12 protein-coding genes are annotated in these 15208 nt (G+C 57.7%); 6 read left to right on the plus strand and 6 right to left on the minus strand.

Annotation, left to right across the window (positions count from 1 at the left end; all coding sequences use genetic code 11):
• Positions 1-561 precede the first annotated feature (561 nt).
• Positions 562-978 (minus strand): RNA polymerase-binding protein DksA, encoded by a 417-nt coding sequence (dksA, locus tag AAAC48_RS11350; RefSeq protein ID WP_340654272.1) that lies wholly within the window; start codon positions 976-978, stop codon positions 562-564.
• Between the two features lie 651 nt (positions 979-1629).
• On the opposite strand from dksA, the gene AAAC48_RS11355 reads away from it, so the two are divergent.
• From AAAC48_RS11355 to AAAC48_RS11370, 4 genes are all read left to right on the plus strand, one after another.
• Positions 1630-2145: a histidine phosphatase family protein gene (locus tag AAAC48_RS11355; RefSeq protein WP_340654273.1), complete on the plus strand. Its 516-nt coding sequence runs from the start codon at positions 1630-1632 to the stop codon at positions 2143-2145.
• 77 nt (positions 2146-2222) lie between these two features.
• On the plus strand, positions 2223-3686 hold the full coding sequence (locus tag AAAC48_RS11360) for a YcjX family protein (RefSeq protein ID WP_340654274.1): 1464 nt from the start codon (positions 2223-2225) through the stop codon (positions 3684-3686).
• Positions 3683-4756, plus strand: coding sequence for a TIGR01620 family protein (locus AAAC48_RS11365; protein ID WP_340654275.1), 1074 nt, complete (start codon positions 3683-3685; stop codon positions 4754-4756). The genes AAAC48_RS11360 and AAAC48_RS11365 overlap by 4 nt, the downstream gene beginning before the upstream one ends.
• A 134-nt stretch (positions 4757-4890) precedes the next feature.
• The gene (locus AAAC48_RS11370; protein WP_340654276.1) at positions 4891-5427 is read left to right on the plus strand and encodes a hypothetical protein; all 537 of its coding nucleotides are present in this window, start codon (positions 4891-4893) and stop codon (positions 5425-5427) included.
• A 2-nt stretch (positions 5428-5429) separates the two neighbouring features.
• On the opposite strand, the gene folK is transcribed toward AAAC48_RS11370, so the two are convergent.
• Positions 5430-5954 (minus strand): 2-amino-4-hydroxy-6-hydroxymethyldihydropteridine diphosphokinase, encoded by a 525-nt coding sequence (gene folK / locus AAAC48_RS11375; protein WP_340654277.1) that lies wholly within the window; start codon positions 5952-5954, stop codon positions 5430-5432.
• Positions 5951-6790, minus strand: a complete 840-nt coding sequence (gene folP / locus AAAC48_RS11380) for a dihydropteroate synthase (protein WP_340654278.1) — start codon at positions 6788-6790, stop codon at positions 5951-5953. The genes folK and folP overlap by 4 nt, the downstream gene beginning before the upstream one ends.
• A 132-nt stretch (positions 6791-6922) precedes the next feature.
• On the opposite strand from folP, the gene AAAC48_RS11385 reads away from it, so the two are divergent.
• The gene (locus AAAC48_RS11385) at positions 6923-7543 is read left to right on the plus strand and encodes a DUF922 domain-containing protein (protein ID WP_340654279.1); all 621 of its coding nucleotides are present in this window, start codon (positions 6923-6925) and stop codon (positions 7541-7543) included.
• Here AAAC48_RS11385 and AAAC48_RS11390 read toward each other — a convergent pair.
• From AAAC48_RS11390 to AAAC48_RS11400, 3 genes are all read right to left on the minus strand, one after another.
• The gene (locus AAAC48_RS11390) at positions 7540-8565 is read right to left on the minus strand and encodes an NAD(P)/FAD-dependent oxidoreductase (protein ID WP_340654280.1); all 1026 of its coding nucleotides are present in this window, start codon (positions 8563-8565) and stop codon (positions 7540-7542) included. The genes AAAC48_RS11385 and AAAC48_RS11390 overlap by 4 nt on opposite strands.
• Positions 8566-8766: 201 nt before the next feature.
• On the minus strand, positions 8767-9087 hold the full coding sequence (locus AAAC48_RS11395; RefSeq protein ID WP_106663315.1) for a 2Fe-2S iron-sulfur cluster-binding protein: 321 nt from the start codon (positions 9085-9087) through the stop codon (positions 8767-8769).
• 133 nt (positions 9088-9220) lie between these two features.
• Positions 9221-9589, minus strand: a complete 369-nt coding sequence (locus AAAC48_RS11400) for an Hpt domain-containing protein (RefSeq protein WP_340654281.1) — start codon at positions 9587-9589, stop codon at positions 9221-9223.
• A gap of 383 nt (positions 9590-9972) precedes the next feature.
• On the opposite strand from AAAC48_RS11400, the gene AAAC48_RS11405 reads away from it, so the two are divergent.
• Positions 9973-15027 carry a kinesin gene (locus AAAC48_RS11405; RefSeq protein ID WP_340654282.1) on the plus strand — a complete coding sequence of 1685 codons (5055 nt, stop codon included), beginning with the start codon at positions 9973-9975 and terminating at the stop codon, positions 15025-15027.
• The last annotated feature ends 181 nt before the right edge of the window (positions 15028-15208 follow it).

The raw sequence follows: 15208 nt of genomic DNA on the forward strand, positions 1-15208 counted from the left end.
ACTGCATATCGCGCCGGGCAAGGACGAAAAGCCCGCAAAGGCCGACAGCATCGAAGATGAGATGGAACGCTTGCTGGGTGACTTGTCAAAACCCGAGAAGCGCTAGGGTCAGGTCCTATTAATAGGACGAAATGGCGCCTGAAACGGCAAGAAGATGCAAGCGCATGTTCCGATCCGGCTCTTTGCCGGATCGAAAGATACATGCGCAGCTTCATTCATTGAAGCATGGTCTCGTCCGAAAAGTCTGACAACTTTTCGGGACCATGCTCCAAGAGGCGTGAAGGCGGGGTCTTTCCCCCAGGCGAACGGTTCGACACTTGAGCTTGCGGCCGTTTCGGCGTCCGAAGGGTCTTTTCGCCTGACTACTTTGTCGCAAGGGCTCGAAAATGGATAAACATTTCTTGTCCCTCTGCTCCTCGTATCCGAACGAAAAGCCTCATACCATTTCGACCAGATTAACAGGTTCTGACCCTAATTCAGGAGGTAGCAAGTTTCCTGCAACCCCGTACAAACAGAAAAGGCCCGGAAAACTGGGCCTTTTCTCTGATTGAATTTGTCCGCTCAGTCGTCGCGGTAGACTTTCTCGCGCCGTTCGTGACGTTCCTGCGCTTCGATTGACAAAGTTGCGATTGGACGCGCATCGAGGCGCTTCAGGCTGATCGGATCCCCCGTCTCTTCGCAGAATCCGTAGGTTCCATCGTCGATACGCTGCAAGGCAGCATCAATCTTGGAGATCAGCTTGCGCTGGCGGTCGCGGGCGCGCAGTTCGATGGCGCGGTCGGTTTCAGAGGATGCACGATCTGCGATATCGGGCAGGTTCGCGTTTTCCTGCTGCAGAATTTCAAGCGTTTCGCGCGCTTCTCTTAAGATGTCGTTCTTCCAGTTGATGAGTTTTTCACGAAAATAGGATTTTTGCCGATCACTCATGAAGGGCTCGTCATCCGTGGGCCTGTAGTCAAGATCGATAAGTTTATTCATCTTTGAATCACCCTGCACCTATGAGACGCGAGGAGGCCTATATAGGTCGTGTCACATGGCCGCACAACTACAAAAAGACATGTAAATCAAAGAAAGAAACCCTGCGAATTTGCTCAAATTATTGGCAAAACGGGTGACGTTTCACGATTTTCTGCACCGAAAGATGGGGAAACCGTGGCAAATTCCGGCATTTCGTAACTCTAACGCTCTACTCCCGGTTGAGCTCTGCCCTGTGAAAAAGCACGTCGCACAGAATTTTCGCAAACCGGTTTTGCACAATTATTTGATAATTGTCACATTTGCCGCAGACATTTATCGACTATTTGTGTCTTGTCATGAAGCATGACACCTTATCTAGGGTTAGGACCTGTTAATATGATCGACAATGGCGCCAGAAACGGCAAGAAGATGCGAGGAGAAGCGTGAAGGGCGGGATCTTTCCCCCGGCCGAACGGTTCGACACTTGAGCTTGCCGCCGTTTCGGCGTCCGCAGGATAGGGTCTTTTCGCCCGGCTACCGTGTCGCAAAGGCTTGAAAATGGATAAACATTTCTTGTCCCTCTGCTCCTCGTATCCGAACGAAAAGCCTCATACCATTTCGACCAGATTAACAGGTCCTTACCCTAAAACTGAAGGCACTGGGAGGTAACGGATGAGCCAGGTCTATTTGCTCCGGCATGCGAAAGCCGTTTGGCCCTCCCCCGGCCAGAAAGACTTCGACCGGACTCTGGATGCCGTCGGCATTGAAGCCGCCAAGATGCTGGGACAGGAACTGAAACGGTCCGGACTGAAACCGGAGATCGTCATTTGCTCGACTGCCATAAGGGCACAACAGACGCTCGAATATGTCAACCTCGAACCTCCATTCATTCTCGAACAGTCGGAAAAACTGTTCTCCGGAGGTCCAGACGCGTACCTCATGGCAATCCGCATGGCCGGTCTCGAACATGAAACAGCCCGTTCCGTCATGCTCGTCGGCCACAATCCGATGATGGAGGATTTGGCCATTGCTCTCGCGGGTCGCGGCCAGCCCCCATCGCATCCCGACTTCGAGTCCGGCTTTCCAACGGCTGGCCTGGCCGTGATCCAGTTTGACAGTCCGCTTGCCGAAATCCGCCCCGGTACCGGTACACTACAAGCATTCTTTTCTCCCTCCACACATCACTGACACGCCAATTTCTTGCCTTTGGGTAGAGCCCGTCCCATATGGGCCGAGATTGTGACTGCGGCCATAGGACGGTTGAATTGGGAACACTGACGACGCTTACCGACGAAGCGAAAATCGCACTGGACACACTGGCTGATCGGGCAAGCGCGCTTGTCTCGCCATCGCTGCGGCTCGGCGTCACTGGCCTTTCGCGCGCAGGCAAGACCGTTTTTATAACCGCCTTCGTCCACAATCTGATTCACGGCGGACGCCTTCCATTGTTCGAAGCCCAGAAATCCGGCCGCATCGCCCGCGCCTATCTCGAAGAGCAGCCCGACGATGCGGTTCCGCGTTTTCAGTATGAAGACCATCTGAAAGCGCTGATCGATGACCGCATTTGGCCGGATTCAACACGCGCCATTTCGGAATTGCGCCTGACGATCGAATATGAATCAGCCTCGATGTGGAGCCGCATGTTTTCCGGCGGCAAGCTTTCCGTCGATATTGTCGACTATCCGGGCGAATGGCTGCTCGACCTGCCCCTGCTCGACAAATCCTATGCGGAATTTGCCAAGGATTCGTTCGAACTGGCACAACTTGCGAGCCATCGTGACGTTGCAGTGGATTGGCTGAAAATGTCGGACAGCGCGGATGCAGATTCACCAGCGGACGAGATGACGGCGCAACGGTTGGCCAAGAGCTTCACCGACTATCTCAAGGCCGGCAAGGTTGATGAGCGGGCGCTGTCGACGCTACCGCCCGGCCGCTTCCTCATGCCAGGCGATCTCGACGGTTCGCCCGCACTTACCTTCGCCCCATTACCGAGACTCGAGCCTGGAAAGCAGCGTCCCGGATCGCTTGCAGCAATGATGGAGCGGCGCTACGAGGCCTACAAGACCCATGTGGTGAAGCCGTTCTTCCGCGAGCATATTGCCCGGCTTGACCGGCAGATCGTCCTTGTGGATGCCATGCAGGCAATGAATGCCGGTCCGGCAGCAGTTGCCGACCTGGAGCGTGCGTTGACGGAAATCCTGTCCTGCTTTCGCCCCGGCAGCACCAATTTCCTGACAGGCCTCGTGCAACGCCGCATCAGCCGGATACTGGTGGCGGCGACGAAGGCAGATCATCTGCACCACGAAAGCCACGACCGGCTGCAGGCCATTGTCCGCCGCCTGGTGGACCGCGCAATCAGCCGGGCGGACTTTTCAGGCGCAAGTGTCGACGTGCTCGCCATGGCTGCCATTCGCACAACCCGCGAGGCGACGGTAACACAAGGCAAGGAAACGCTGCCCGTTATCGTTGGAATGCCGTTGAAAGGCGAAACCATCAATGGCGAAAAGTTCGACGGCAAGACGGAAACTGCCATATTTCCCGGCGACTTACCGGAAAAACCGGATTCGATTTTTGAACTTCCGGATTCAGTCTCTGAAGATCCTGCGATCCGGTTTGTCCGCTTCCGTCCGCCCCGCCTGGAAAAGACGGCAGAAGGTTTCACGCTGTCCCTGCCGCACATAAGGCTCGATCGGGCGCTACAGTTCCTCATCGGAGATCGCCTCGCATGACGGATCAGCCTCGCAAACCCGCCTCGTTTCGCATCGAGCAACCGGAGCAGACCGAAGCCGCGCGCAAGGCGACACCTGCTTCGTCCCGACGGCCCACCGCGATCAAGGATGCCGCAGTGATCACGCCAGCGGCGGTCGACGTTTTCGATCTCGACCCAGCGACGGCAAACGAACTCGATGCGCTGACCCCGCCTCCAGCCCTTGCGCGAAAAAGGCGCTTCTCGTTTGCCTCCGTGCTGACCGGCGCCCTCGGCGTGCTCGTATCGCTGGCGCTTGGACTTTGGGCCGACAACCTCATCCGCACGCTGTTCGAGCGCGCGCCATGGCTCGGCTGGGTAGCGTTAGGCGTCACGGTTCTCGGCGCCTTTGCCCTGATTGCCATCGTCCTGAGGGAAGCGCTTGCTCTGCGCCGCCTCTCCTCGGTGCAGACCCTGCGTGAGGAGGCCGCCAAGGCCGCCGCTGACAATGACGTCCGGTCAGCCAAGGCGGCCGTCGGCAGGCTCGTTTCGATTGCGGAAACGCTCCCGGCCACCGCCAAAGGCCGCGCTCTGCTGCACGATCTGCGCGATGATGTCATCGACGGGCGAGACCTGATCCGGCTCACCGAGACGGAACTGTTGCGCCCGCTGGACCGGCAGGCGCGCGAGATGATCCTCGCCGCCTCGAAGCGCGTCTCGATTGTCACGGCGGTCAGCCCACGTGCACTGGTCGATATTGGTTACGTGGTGTTCGAGTCCGCGCGTCTCATCCGGCGCCTTTCCGAACTCTATGGCGGCAGGCCCGGAACGCTCGGTTTTCTCAAACTCACGCGCAATGTCATTGCCCATCTCGCCGTGACCGGTACGGTGGCAATGGGCGACAGCATCATCCAGCAGTTGGTTGGCCACGGCCTGGCGGCGAAACTGTCGGCGCGACTGGGTGAAGGTGTTATCAATGGTCTGATGACCGCGCGCATTGGAATTTCCGCGATGGATCTGGTACGACCCTTTCCCTTCAATGCGGAGCGACGCCCGAATATTGGCGATTTCATCGGCGATCTGGCACGCATCGGCGGCACAAAAAAGGAATAAAGCGCGTTTTGTCGTGCTGTGGGGTTGCAATTTCGTTGGAAGCAAGTTTTGTGGGAATGACAACAATCCGTTAACCATTCCGGACGATGATTGCCCAAGTAGCCCATTCCAATGATTTGTGTTGAGTCCTGTCGATGAAAAGAAGCGCAGCAGCCGCTACCCTGTCCCTGTTCGCCTGCGCGTTTTTCGCGTTGCCAGCGCAAGCAAAGGACAAGGATGCCGAATTCTTCCAGACCATTGAAGGTCAATGGGTCGGCCCGGGCGAAATTGTTGCCGGCAAGTACAAGGGCACCAAGTTTACCTGCACACTTGATGGTACGACGCCCGAAGCAAAGGCCGGCATGACGCTGGACGGCAGCTGCCGCGTCGGCATCTTCAACCAGCCGATGAAGGCTACGATTGTCCGGTCCGGTAATAGTTACAAAGGGACTTTCCTCGACGGCTCCGCCGGCAAGGGCCTCGATATCACTGGCGGCAATGTCTCCGGCGACCGCGTGGTGCTTGCAATCAGCCGCAAACAGCTCACTGGCGCCATGCAGGCAAAATTCACCGGTGACAACGCCATGAACGTCACTATCTCTGTGCGGCTGGAGGATCAGCTGATACCGGTCGTGGGCATGTCGTTGAAGCGCGTCGATCAGACGGCCGTCGGCAGCATCGCCAAGAACTAGAGCTATTCGCCAGCCTGGCGCCACCAGCCCGCATCATTGCGGGCTTTTTCTATGCCGCTTTTGTCACACAGTTCGCACCATTCAGCCACCGGCTTGCCGCTGACGACCAATTCCGGTGCAATATCTGCGAGCGGGACCATCACGAAGGCGCGTTCCGTCATGCGTGGGTGTGGCAGCGTCAGTGTCGGGCTCTCAAACTTGTCCATGCCCTCATAGGCAAGGACATCGATATCGATGATGCGCGGCCCCCAGCGCTCGAGGCGCTGGCGCTTCATGCGTTTTTCGATATCGAGACAGGTCGCCAGCAATGCCTCAGGCGCAAGCGAGGTCTCGACCTCGGCACAGGCGTTATGAAACCATGCCTGGTCGGTCTTGCCCCATGGCGGCGTTTTATAGACATTAGACACCGCGAGAATGCGCGTATCGCTGCGACGGTGCAATGCGCGAAGTGCCAGCCCCATCGATGACACCGGATCGCCAATATTACCGCCGAGCCCCAGCCAGGCCTTGTACTTTGCCACGATCAATTCCGCTGGCTGCGGGATTGCAGTACGGCATCCGCCAACGCCAGCGCACTCTGGCTCATTGCAACGTCATGAACGCGGAAGATATCCGCACCGGCAAGCCTCAGGATTGCCGACGAAGCAGACGTCGCAGCATCCCATTGTTGTTGTTCACCGCCTGATGTAGCCCGAAGGAAGCGTTTGCGCGACGTACCGACGAGAAATGGATAGCCGAAGGCCGAGAGTTCGGCGAAACGGTCCATCAACGCGATGTTTTCAGCCGTATCCTTGGCAAAGCCGAATCCCGGGTCAAGAACGATCTGGTTCTGCGAAACACCGGCAACCTTGGCGATTTCCAGTGATCTATTGAGAAACGCGAACTGATCGACGATGACGTCAGGATCGCGTTCGCGTTCGCGGCCCGTATGCATGATGACGAGGCCGGCGCCGGTTTCTGCGGCAAGATCGGCGATGGCAGGTTCGCGCTGCACGCCCCAGACATCGTTGACGATATGCGCACCAGCGTCGACTGCCAGGCGGGCGGTCTCCTCGCGGTATGTATCGACCGAGATGATGATATCCGTTTCTTTCACCAGTGCTTCAATAACCGGTAGCACACGGGACTGTTCCACGGCTGGCTCAACGCGTGTCGCACCGGGCCGGGTCGACTCGCCGCCCACATCGATGATCGACGCACCTTGAGCAATCATCTCCCTCGCGCCCCTTAATGCCTGATCGAGGGAATAGTGCACACCGCCATCGGAAAAGGAATCCGGCGTGACGTTGAGCACACCCATGATCAGCGCGCGCGGTCCCAATGACAGCGACCGGCCATGTGCCAGTTTCCATTCCCGTTGCATCGGCGCGCACTCCCTTACCTCACAAATCCTTGTCCTGTTTTTGATCAGAACGGGCGTAACGTCAATTCATCAGCAATGTTTTTGACGATAGAGTCCGGATCGGGCAGACTTGGCTGAGAAGGGAAATACCAGATGCATATTCTAGCCAAAGCTGTACCGCTCAGCATAGCGCTTTTCATGGCAGTGCCAGCTGCCAACGCGGCAATAGTCCTGCGCAAATACGAATATTTTGCCTTGAACGGCCGCACCGCCGCCGATCTTGATCGCGAGTTGAGCCGCAGGGGGCCCAAGCTGAAGACAACAGGCCAGCGCCATCCCGGCTCGACGCAGATGCGTTTCACCAACCGGATCAAATATGGTTCTGATGGTAAAAGCTGCCGGGTCGTCGATGCGAATATCGTCGTCCATGCACAGGTCCACCTGCCACGCTGGAACCAGCGGCGTACTGCCCAGCCCGATCTCGCCTTGATCTGGGACACACTCTCTGCCGACATCAAGCGGCACGAGGAGAGCCATATCGTCATTGCACGGACCGCCGCCGGCAATATGGAGCGTCAAATCAAGGCCCTACCGTGGCGCCGCGATTGCGCCACGCTGAAAAATGATATCGATATGTTGACGTCAAAGCTGATGAAGCAACACGACCTTGCACAGCTCCAATTCGACAAAGTCGAGGGAATCAATTTCGAAAGCCGCTTCGAACGGCTTCTGACCTATCGGCTCATACGCGAATTCGGCGGCCAGAAGCCTTAGGCAACGCCGAGCTTCTTCTGCAGGCTGGTCGAGGAAGTCGTATACTGGAACACGATCCGTTCGCCCGGGCTGACGATGTGCTTTGCCGCCTGGGTCATCAGCGCGGCTTCGTGGAAGCCAGAGAGGATGAGTTTCAACTTACCCGGATACCAGTTGATATCGCCGATGGCGAAAATACCCGGCTCCGACGTCTCGAATGTCTCAACATTCACCGGAATGAGGTTTTCATTAAGATTGATGCCCCAATCGGCAATCGGTCCGAGCTTCATCGTCAAACCGAAGAAGGGAAGCATCCGTGTGACCGGAATGTCTTTTTCGCCTTCATTGCCCTTGATCGTTGCATGGGTAAGCTGCCCGCCCTCGCCCTTTAGGCCAGAAACCTGACCAAGCTCGAAGCGGACGCTGCCGCTGTCGACGAGTTCGAACATCTTCTTGACGCTGTCAGGCGCGGCACGGAATTCAGCGCGGCGGTGGACAACCGTAAGGCTGCGGGCGATCGGCTGCAGGTTCAGCGCCCAATCGAGCGCGGAGTCGCCGCCACCGACAATCAGCACGTCCTCGTTGCGGAATTCTTCCATGCGGCGCACTGAATAGAAGACGCTCTTGCCCTCATAGGCCTCGATACCGGGGACCGGCGGACGCTTCGGCTGGAACGAACCGCCGCCAGCGGCAATCACCACCACCTTGGCTTCAAAGACTTCCGCTTCGTCTGTCTCGACGTGGAACGAGCCGTCGGCCTGCCGTTCGAGCTTCGTGACCATGCGGTTGAAATGGAACTGCGGCGAAAAAGGCTTGATCTGCTCCATCAGTTTTTCGGTGAGATCGTGCCCGCTGATAACAGGCCACGCCGGAATGTCATAGATCGGCTTTTCCGGGTAGAGCTCGGCGCATTGACCACCCGGACGGTCGAGAATATCGATGAGATGGCATTTGAGATCATAGAGACCAAGCTCAAACACCGCGAACAGACCGACGGGCCCGGCGCCAATGATGACAACATCGGTTTTGATAATCTCGCTCATCGAAAATTCCTCATGCCAGGACCTTCTGCATGCCGTGCAGATAGTAAAAAGGGATAATGGCTGGTGCGTTCACGACGCACGGGCTGCACAGCGCGTAACCATTGCGCTCGTCAAGGTCAAGAGAATGCCTCTTGCCACAGCACCAAAACGGCCTGCGTGGCAGCTATTCTAATCGTTGGATGAAAAAATATCAGCTATTAATCAGGCCTGACGCTCCGGAACATGAACGACCAGGCCATCCAGATCGTCCGAAACGCGAATCTGGCAGGAAAGGCGCGAGTTCGGGCGAACGTCATAGGCGAAGTCCAGCATGTCCTCTTCCATGGCTTCGGGCTCACCCGTTGTCGACGTCCAGTCTTCATCGACATAGACATGGCATGTTGCGCATGCGCAGGCACCACCGCACTCCGCGTCGATGCCTGGCACCGCATTGCGGATGGCATTTTCCATCACGGTCGAGCCGTTCTCGGCGTTTGCTTCAATACGCGCGCCATCGAAAGTGACAAACGTGATCTTTGCCATAAAAAATGCCCCAAGCATGAAAGTTACCGCTGAAATAGGGATTCGGACAGGGAAGTCAATTGTACTCCCTGACGCAGCCCAAACCTCGCCCGTACAGTATCATCTGGAGCTGGCACTATCGTGAGCGCGGACGTCAGCGCGTAATTGCTGCTATATAGTCGCGAACGTCATCGATGACTGGCTGAAGATCCTCGACCTTCCTTGAATCGGATGGCCCCTGTTCAATCGCCTCCGCCAATTCGGCAACGCGGAAAGCGCCGATCGCGCGCGCAGAACCCTTCAATGATCTGGCAAGGCGCACGCGCTCGTCCGGGTTTGCCTGAGCCAGCCGGTCGACAATGCCGCATATCTGGCGGGAAAAGAGGCTGAGGATTTCGATTTCGAGGGCTCGGTTGCCGAACGTCTCGCGTGTAAGATGAACGAGATCGATCGGTCGCTTGCGCGATGGCTTCGATGTTTCGCCTCCCGGCAGCGCGAAGGCCATCGATGCTTGTTGTGCCATTGTACTCTCCTGAACGCATTTACAAATGAACTGACAAGTTTATTCAAATGGCGATGATTCAAGGTTAAAACGAGGCAAAAACCGTTGCGAAATGACCCCTTATGGTGAACATTTGGTAAAGTTTGATGTTAGCGTGAAATTTCAAACGATCTTATTGAGCCGCGCATGCTTTGGTGCACAATTGGCGCGTGATCCTTATCCGATAAACCAAAAACGATTTTTTAGGGTCATGCGCAAAAATTAACCTTGTGTTTAAACTTTTAAGCATTTCCCGAATCCATTGTTTCTTTCCAAGCCATGTGCCAGTACGATACAGTAGCGGCGTAAAGAGTATGGCGCGGTGAGCTCCACATGTGGTCACCGCCCAATATTGTGAGGTAAACATGGCCACAGCTCCTAAAAGCAAAGCAGCGAAGACCGAAGACGAACTCGGCGAAGCTCTTGAAAAGGCTCTCGAAATTGATTTCGATGAGTCGACGCTTGGCATGGATATGGATTTGTCGCCAGTCGATGACGATCTCTTATCCCTGAACGATCTGGAAGCGCAGATTTCGCAGGCAGCCCAGGAGCTTGCAGCGGAAAAGCATAATTCGCCGCCAGAGCCGGAACCAGTGAAAGCCGTTGAACCCGCAGCCCCTGTTGCCGCTGCAGCCACTGTCCCGCTGCCTGCGCCAAAGCCTCAGATCAAGGCTGCAAATCCAATCCCCGCCGCGCCACCTGCACCACCCAAGGCTCCAGCCGTGCCGGCACAAACATTCAAGCCAGCAAACGACGATTTGCTGCCAACCACCACCGTCTCGCGACCGGCGGCGCCCTCCGTGCAGGGGCCGAAGTCCTATGGTCTCATCACGGCGGTCGTGAGCGTCCTCTGGGCGGCCGGTGTCCTTGCCCTCGGCAACGCACTCTACGGTTCCTCGCTCTGGTCGATCCGCTCGTTCTCGGACTTTACTGCAGCGCCCTACGCAATCGGGCTGGCTGTCGCCATTATCGTGCCGATCATGCTGTTCTTTGCCTTTGCCCTGATGGTCCGCCGCGCCCAGGAAATGCAGTATGCCGCGCGCTCCATGGCGGAAGCTGCCATGCGGCTCTCCGAACCGGAAATGCTGTCTTCGGACCGCGTAGCCTCACTGGGACAGGCCGTACGCCGTGAAGTTGCAGCCATGAGCGAAGGCGTTGAACGGACCCTCGCCCGTGCTGTCGAGCTCGAAACACTGGTCCAGACCGAAGTCAACCAGCTTGAACGCGTCTATACGGACAATGAATATCGCATTCGTACCCTCGTCGACCGCCTGGGCGGCGAGCGCGAGTCGGTTATTGGTCATGCGGAACGCGTTCGCGCCTCGATTTCGAGCGCCCATGAACAATTGAAGGATGAGCTTTCACAAGCCGGGGATGCTCTGCGCGAAAATCTCTCCAACGCGTCGACCAACCTCACAATGTCGATCAATCAGTCGGGCGAGACCCTGATCGACCGCCTCACCCAGAGTGGTCAGACGATTTCCGAATCGATCGTCACGCGCTCCGACGACATTTCACACAAGATCAGCACTTCCGGCGAAGCCTTTGCGAATCTTCTGGAAATGCGCATTGCAGCGCTATCCGAACAGACGGATGCAGTAACGTTGAAACTGGCCGACACGCTGGATGGCCGTACCAACAGCATGCTGTCGCTGCTTGGCGATGCCACCCAGACGCTGGTTGGCGAATTCGACAGCCGCCTCGCCGGGCTCGACACCACGATCAACGAACGCGGCCGTTCGCTGCTGGCCGAATTCGAGACACGCGCTCAGTCGCTCGATACAAGCACGGAACGCCTCAATTCGGCACTTGAAGCCCGCGCACGTCAGATCAACGAACAGCTGATCGAGCGCACTCGCGATATCGCCAAGACCTTTACCGATGGCCGTGCTTCCATTGACGGGATCGTCGACGAGACCAAGGCCAAGATCGGCAATGATCTATCGAGCTTGTCTGAATCCGTTGGCAGCCTGCTCTCCACCAATGCGGCAGCCTTTACCGACAGGCTGATTGAAAGCCGTGAGGCTTTGGCCGCCACACTGTCGAGCGAGACAGATCGCGCTGCATCGGTCATTCGCGAACAGGCCGGTCAGATCGGCGATCATACGGCGAACCTGAGGACGGTTCTGGAAAGCAGCACCGCCGCCATCGGCCAGATCATCGAGGGTCATACCGGCTCGCTCGAAGATCGCGCGGCGGGTTTGCGCGCTGCCCTTGACGACAATGATGCCCGCATCGGCTCTGCGCTTGAGCAGCACGCCAAGGCGATTGAGGATCGTACCTCCGGCATACATGCCGCCTTCTCGGATACGGATGCCAAGATCCGTGCAACGCTTGATGAGCACGCACGCACCATCGATCTGCGCAGCTCCAACGTAGAAGCCGCAATCCAGGCAAATGACGCACGCATCGGTCAGACGCTCGACGCCCATGCCAAGATCATTGACGATCGTACATCCGGCATGCGCGCAGCATTCGTCGATACCCACGCCAAGATCGCCCAAACCCTCGATCATCACACCAAGAGCCTCGACGAGCGCAATCAGGAGATCCAGCAGGCGCTTTCGAGCAGTGACATCAAGCTCGCAGAGACACTTGCCGCGCACACGCAAGCTATCGACGCCCGCAATGCCGAAATCCAGACCACCCTGCTCGACAGTGGTGCGCGTATCGATGATACGCTCGGCGGTTTCATCGAGTCTGTCGACGATCGTACCAACCGCATCGAATCGGCATTGACCAGCAGCGATGCGCGCATCAGCGACGTTCTGGCCACCCACGCAAGTGCCATCGAGGATCGTACAGCAGGGATTGGACAGGCTCTCGTCAACAGCGACGCGCGTATCAGCGATGTTCTGGCATCCCACGCCAGCTCTATCGAGGAACGTACGGCTGGCATCGAACAGGCTCTCGCTAACAGCGATCAGCGCATCGGCCAGACGCTCGCCGCACATGCCTCCTCGCTCGACGAGCGGACTGCAGGAATCCAGTCGGCGCTTGAGAACACACATGCCCGCATTGGCGAGACCCTCGCCGCCCATGCCAATGACATTGAAGAGCGGACGTCGGGTATTCGCTCTGTCCTCGACAATAGCAACAACCAGATCAGCAATACGCTGGCCTCGCATATCGGTGCTCTCGAGGAACGTGCATCGGGCATTCGCTCGCTGCTCGACAATAGCAACAGCCAGATCGGCGAAACGCTTGCCTCGCATATCGGTGCCCTCGAAGAGCGTGCCGCTGCAATCCGGGCCGCCCTTTCGGACAGCGACGCTCGCGTCGGCGACACGTTGAACGAGCATGCAAGCCTGCTCGACGACCGCATCGCCGGCATCCGGGCGGCAATGGAACAAGGCAATGCCGCGATTGGCCAGACGCTGGACAATCAGGCAAGTGCAATCAGCGACCGTACTGTTGCACTTCAGGCGATCCTGCAAGACAGCGCAGAGGTGCTGGCAAAGGCCTTCGAAACCCATGGCGGAACGCTCGACGAGCGCACCAACACCATGCAGAGCGCCCTTTCCATGGGTGTCGAGAACGTTCGCAAGTCGCTGGAACAAAGCGCTTCCGTCGTTGCGCGCACGCTGCGTGACAAGATCACCGATGCCGCCTCCTCCCTCTCCGGTGAGGCGCAGAAAGCTGGTGAAGCGCTTGATGGCCACGGCGAGGCGTTCAGCCAGCGGATGAACGAAAGCCTGGCGCAGACAGAAAAGCGTCTTGGCGAGCGTGCTCGCGAAGCGGCCGCCAATCTGGAAGCGCTCGAAGCCAGGTTCTCCGCGGCAACGGATTCGACCGCATCCAAGCTTGCTGAAAGCACCCGCGAGCTCAACGAGGTACTTGCTGCCCGTTCGCAGGAGATCATCGGCATTCTCGACAATACGGCGCAACCACTGGTCGACAGCCTGGCAGACAACGGCCGTACACTGGCTTCGCAGCTCGTTGAAGCAACAACGGCAGCAACGGAACGCCTGCGTGTCGAAAATGCGGCCCTGATCAATGCGATCGCCAGCCGGACCGCGGAGACGATCACTGCCGTTCAGGCTGCGAAGGCTGGTCTCACCGACGACGTCAGCAATCTGATCGACAGGCTCTCCGCTTCCAATGCGAAGCTGGGCGAACTCATCGACATGGCCACCAAGAACCTTGGTGACATTGACGGACGCCTTCTCGATACAACCACGGCCTTTGCTGAGAATGCGACCAAAGCAGCGGAATCGTTTGAGACTTCGACACGCCTTATCGATGGCAACCTCGGCAAACTTTCACAGCTGTCAGACTCAACACTGACGGACATTGCCGGCATCGCCAAGCGCTTCGATGAGCATGGCCGCATGCTGACGTCCGCATCGGAACTGATCAACGCATCGCAGTCGAACCTTGCGTCGACCTTCGACGAGCGCCAGGAAGCCCTGCAGAATCTGGCGGCCGGACTGGTGGCAAAATCGGAAAGCATCGAGAAGACCATGCGTTCGTTCGAAACACTGGTTTCCTCGGCATTCGACCGCGCCGAAGGCCGTGCCTCGCAAACAACCGAACAGATCCGTAATTCGATCTCGGAAGTCGTCGAACAGGCATCGCAGAAGTTCGCCAATGCGACCGACGAAATCCGCCGCTCTTCCGCCGCCATCCGCGCGGAACTGGAGGAGACGCGCTCCGAATTGCAGCGCGGCGTTATGGATATGCCGGAGGAAGCCAAGCAGTCGACAGCGCAAATGCGCAAGGCCGTTGCCGAGCAGATCAACGCCCTGAAGGAACTATCGGAAATCGTTCAGAAATCCGGCCGCCTCACGGACGTTGGCGAAGCACGCGCTGTGCGTGCGGCCCCGGCTCGCGCAACAGCCGCCGTTGCGGCCCAGCCGCAGCGTAGCGAACCCGTAGCTGCACCAAAGGCAGCTGTCGCACCGGCGCCCGCCCCCTCGATCCGCGGCAGCCTTGATGTCCGTGGCAACACGGCACCGGGTCAGCGCCCTGCCGGCAATGGCTGGGTCTCGGATCTGCTGCGCCGTGCATCCAGCGACGAGGGACAGGCCGAGCCCAAGGCGAAAGCCCCCGAAACCGGCGGCCGTTCGCCCGGCCAGGTTGTCGAGTCGTTGAACTCTCTGTCGATCGACATCACCCGTGCGATTGATCACGAGGCATCGGTGGAACTCTGGCAGCGTTACCGCGCTGGCGAACGCAACGTGTTCACCCGCCGTCTCTATACGCTCAAGGGTCAGCAGACATTTGACGAGATCAAGCGCAAGTATCAGGCAGACAGCGAATTCCGCCGCGCCGTCGATCGTTACATGGATGACTTCGAGCGCCTGCTTGAAGACGTTTCCCGCAATGACCGCGACAATGTCATGACGCAGAACTATCTGACGTCGGACACTGGCAAGGTTTACACCATGCTGGCGCATGCGAGTAACCGCCTGAAATAAGAGGCGCTGGATGAAACAAAAAACGCGGCCCTCGGGCCACGTTTTTTGTTGGCGATCAAAACGACAATCTCGACAGCCGATGCCGATTATCTCTTCCCTTGTGCGAGGGACAGGATTTTCCAAAATTTAGCCTTTTGCTAGATCCTTTGAAAATCCAAGCGAGGGATTTGTTGGATGCGCT

The organism is Phyllobacterium sp., assembly GCF_037994405.1.
In the GTDB taxonomy this organism is placed as follows: Bacteria; Pseudomonadota; Alphaproteobacteria; order Rhizobiales; family Rhizobiaceae; genus Phyllobacterium.

Coding starts and splice junctions, on each gene's coding strand:
- folP (WP_340654278.1), bottom strand. CDS start 6,790: ATGCAACGGGAATGGAAACTGGCACATGGCCGGTCGCTGTCATTGGGA.
- AAAC48_RS11385 (WP_340654279.1), top strand. CDS start 6,923: ATGCATATTCTAGCCAAAGCTGTACCGCTCAGCATAGCGCTTTTCATG.
- AAAC48_RS11355 (WP_340654273.1), top strand. CDS start 1,630: ATGAGCCAGGTCTATTTGCTCCGGCATGCGAAAGCCGTTTGGCCCTCC.
- AAAC48_RS11390 (WP_340654280.1), bottom strand. CDS start 8,565: ATGAGCGAGATTATCAAAACCGATGTTGTCATCATTGGCGCCGGGCCC.
- AAAC48_RS11400 (WP_340654281.1), bottom strand. CDS start 9,589: ATGGCACAACAAGCATCGATGGCCTTCGCGCTGCCGGGAGGCGAAACA.
- AAAC48_RS11365 (WP_340654275.1), top strand. CDS start 3,683: ATGACGGATCAGCCTCGCAAACCCGCCTCGTTTCGCATCGAGCAACCG.
- AAAC48_RS11370 (WP_340654276.1), top strand. CDS start 4,891: ATGAAAAGAAGCGCAGCAGCCGCTACCCTGTCCCTGTTCGCCTGCGCG.
- AAAC48_RS11395 (WP_106663315.1), bottom strand. CDS start 9,087: ATGGCAAAGATCACGTTTGTCACTTTCGATGGCGCGCGTATTGAAGCA.
- AAAC48_RS11405 (WP_340654282.1), top strand. CDS start 9,973: ATGGCCACAGCTCCTAAAAGCAAAGCAGCGAAGACCGAAGACGAACTC.
- dksA (WP_340654272.1), bottom strand. CDS start 978: ATGAATAAACTTATCGATCTTGACTACAGGCCCACGGATGACGAGCCC.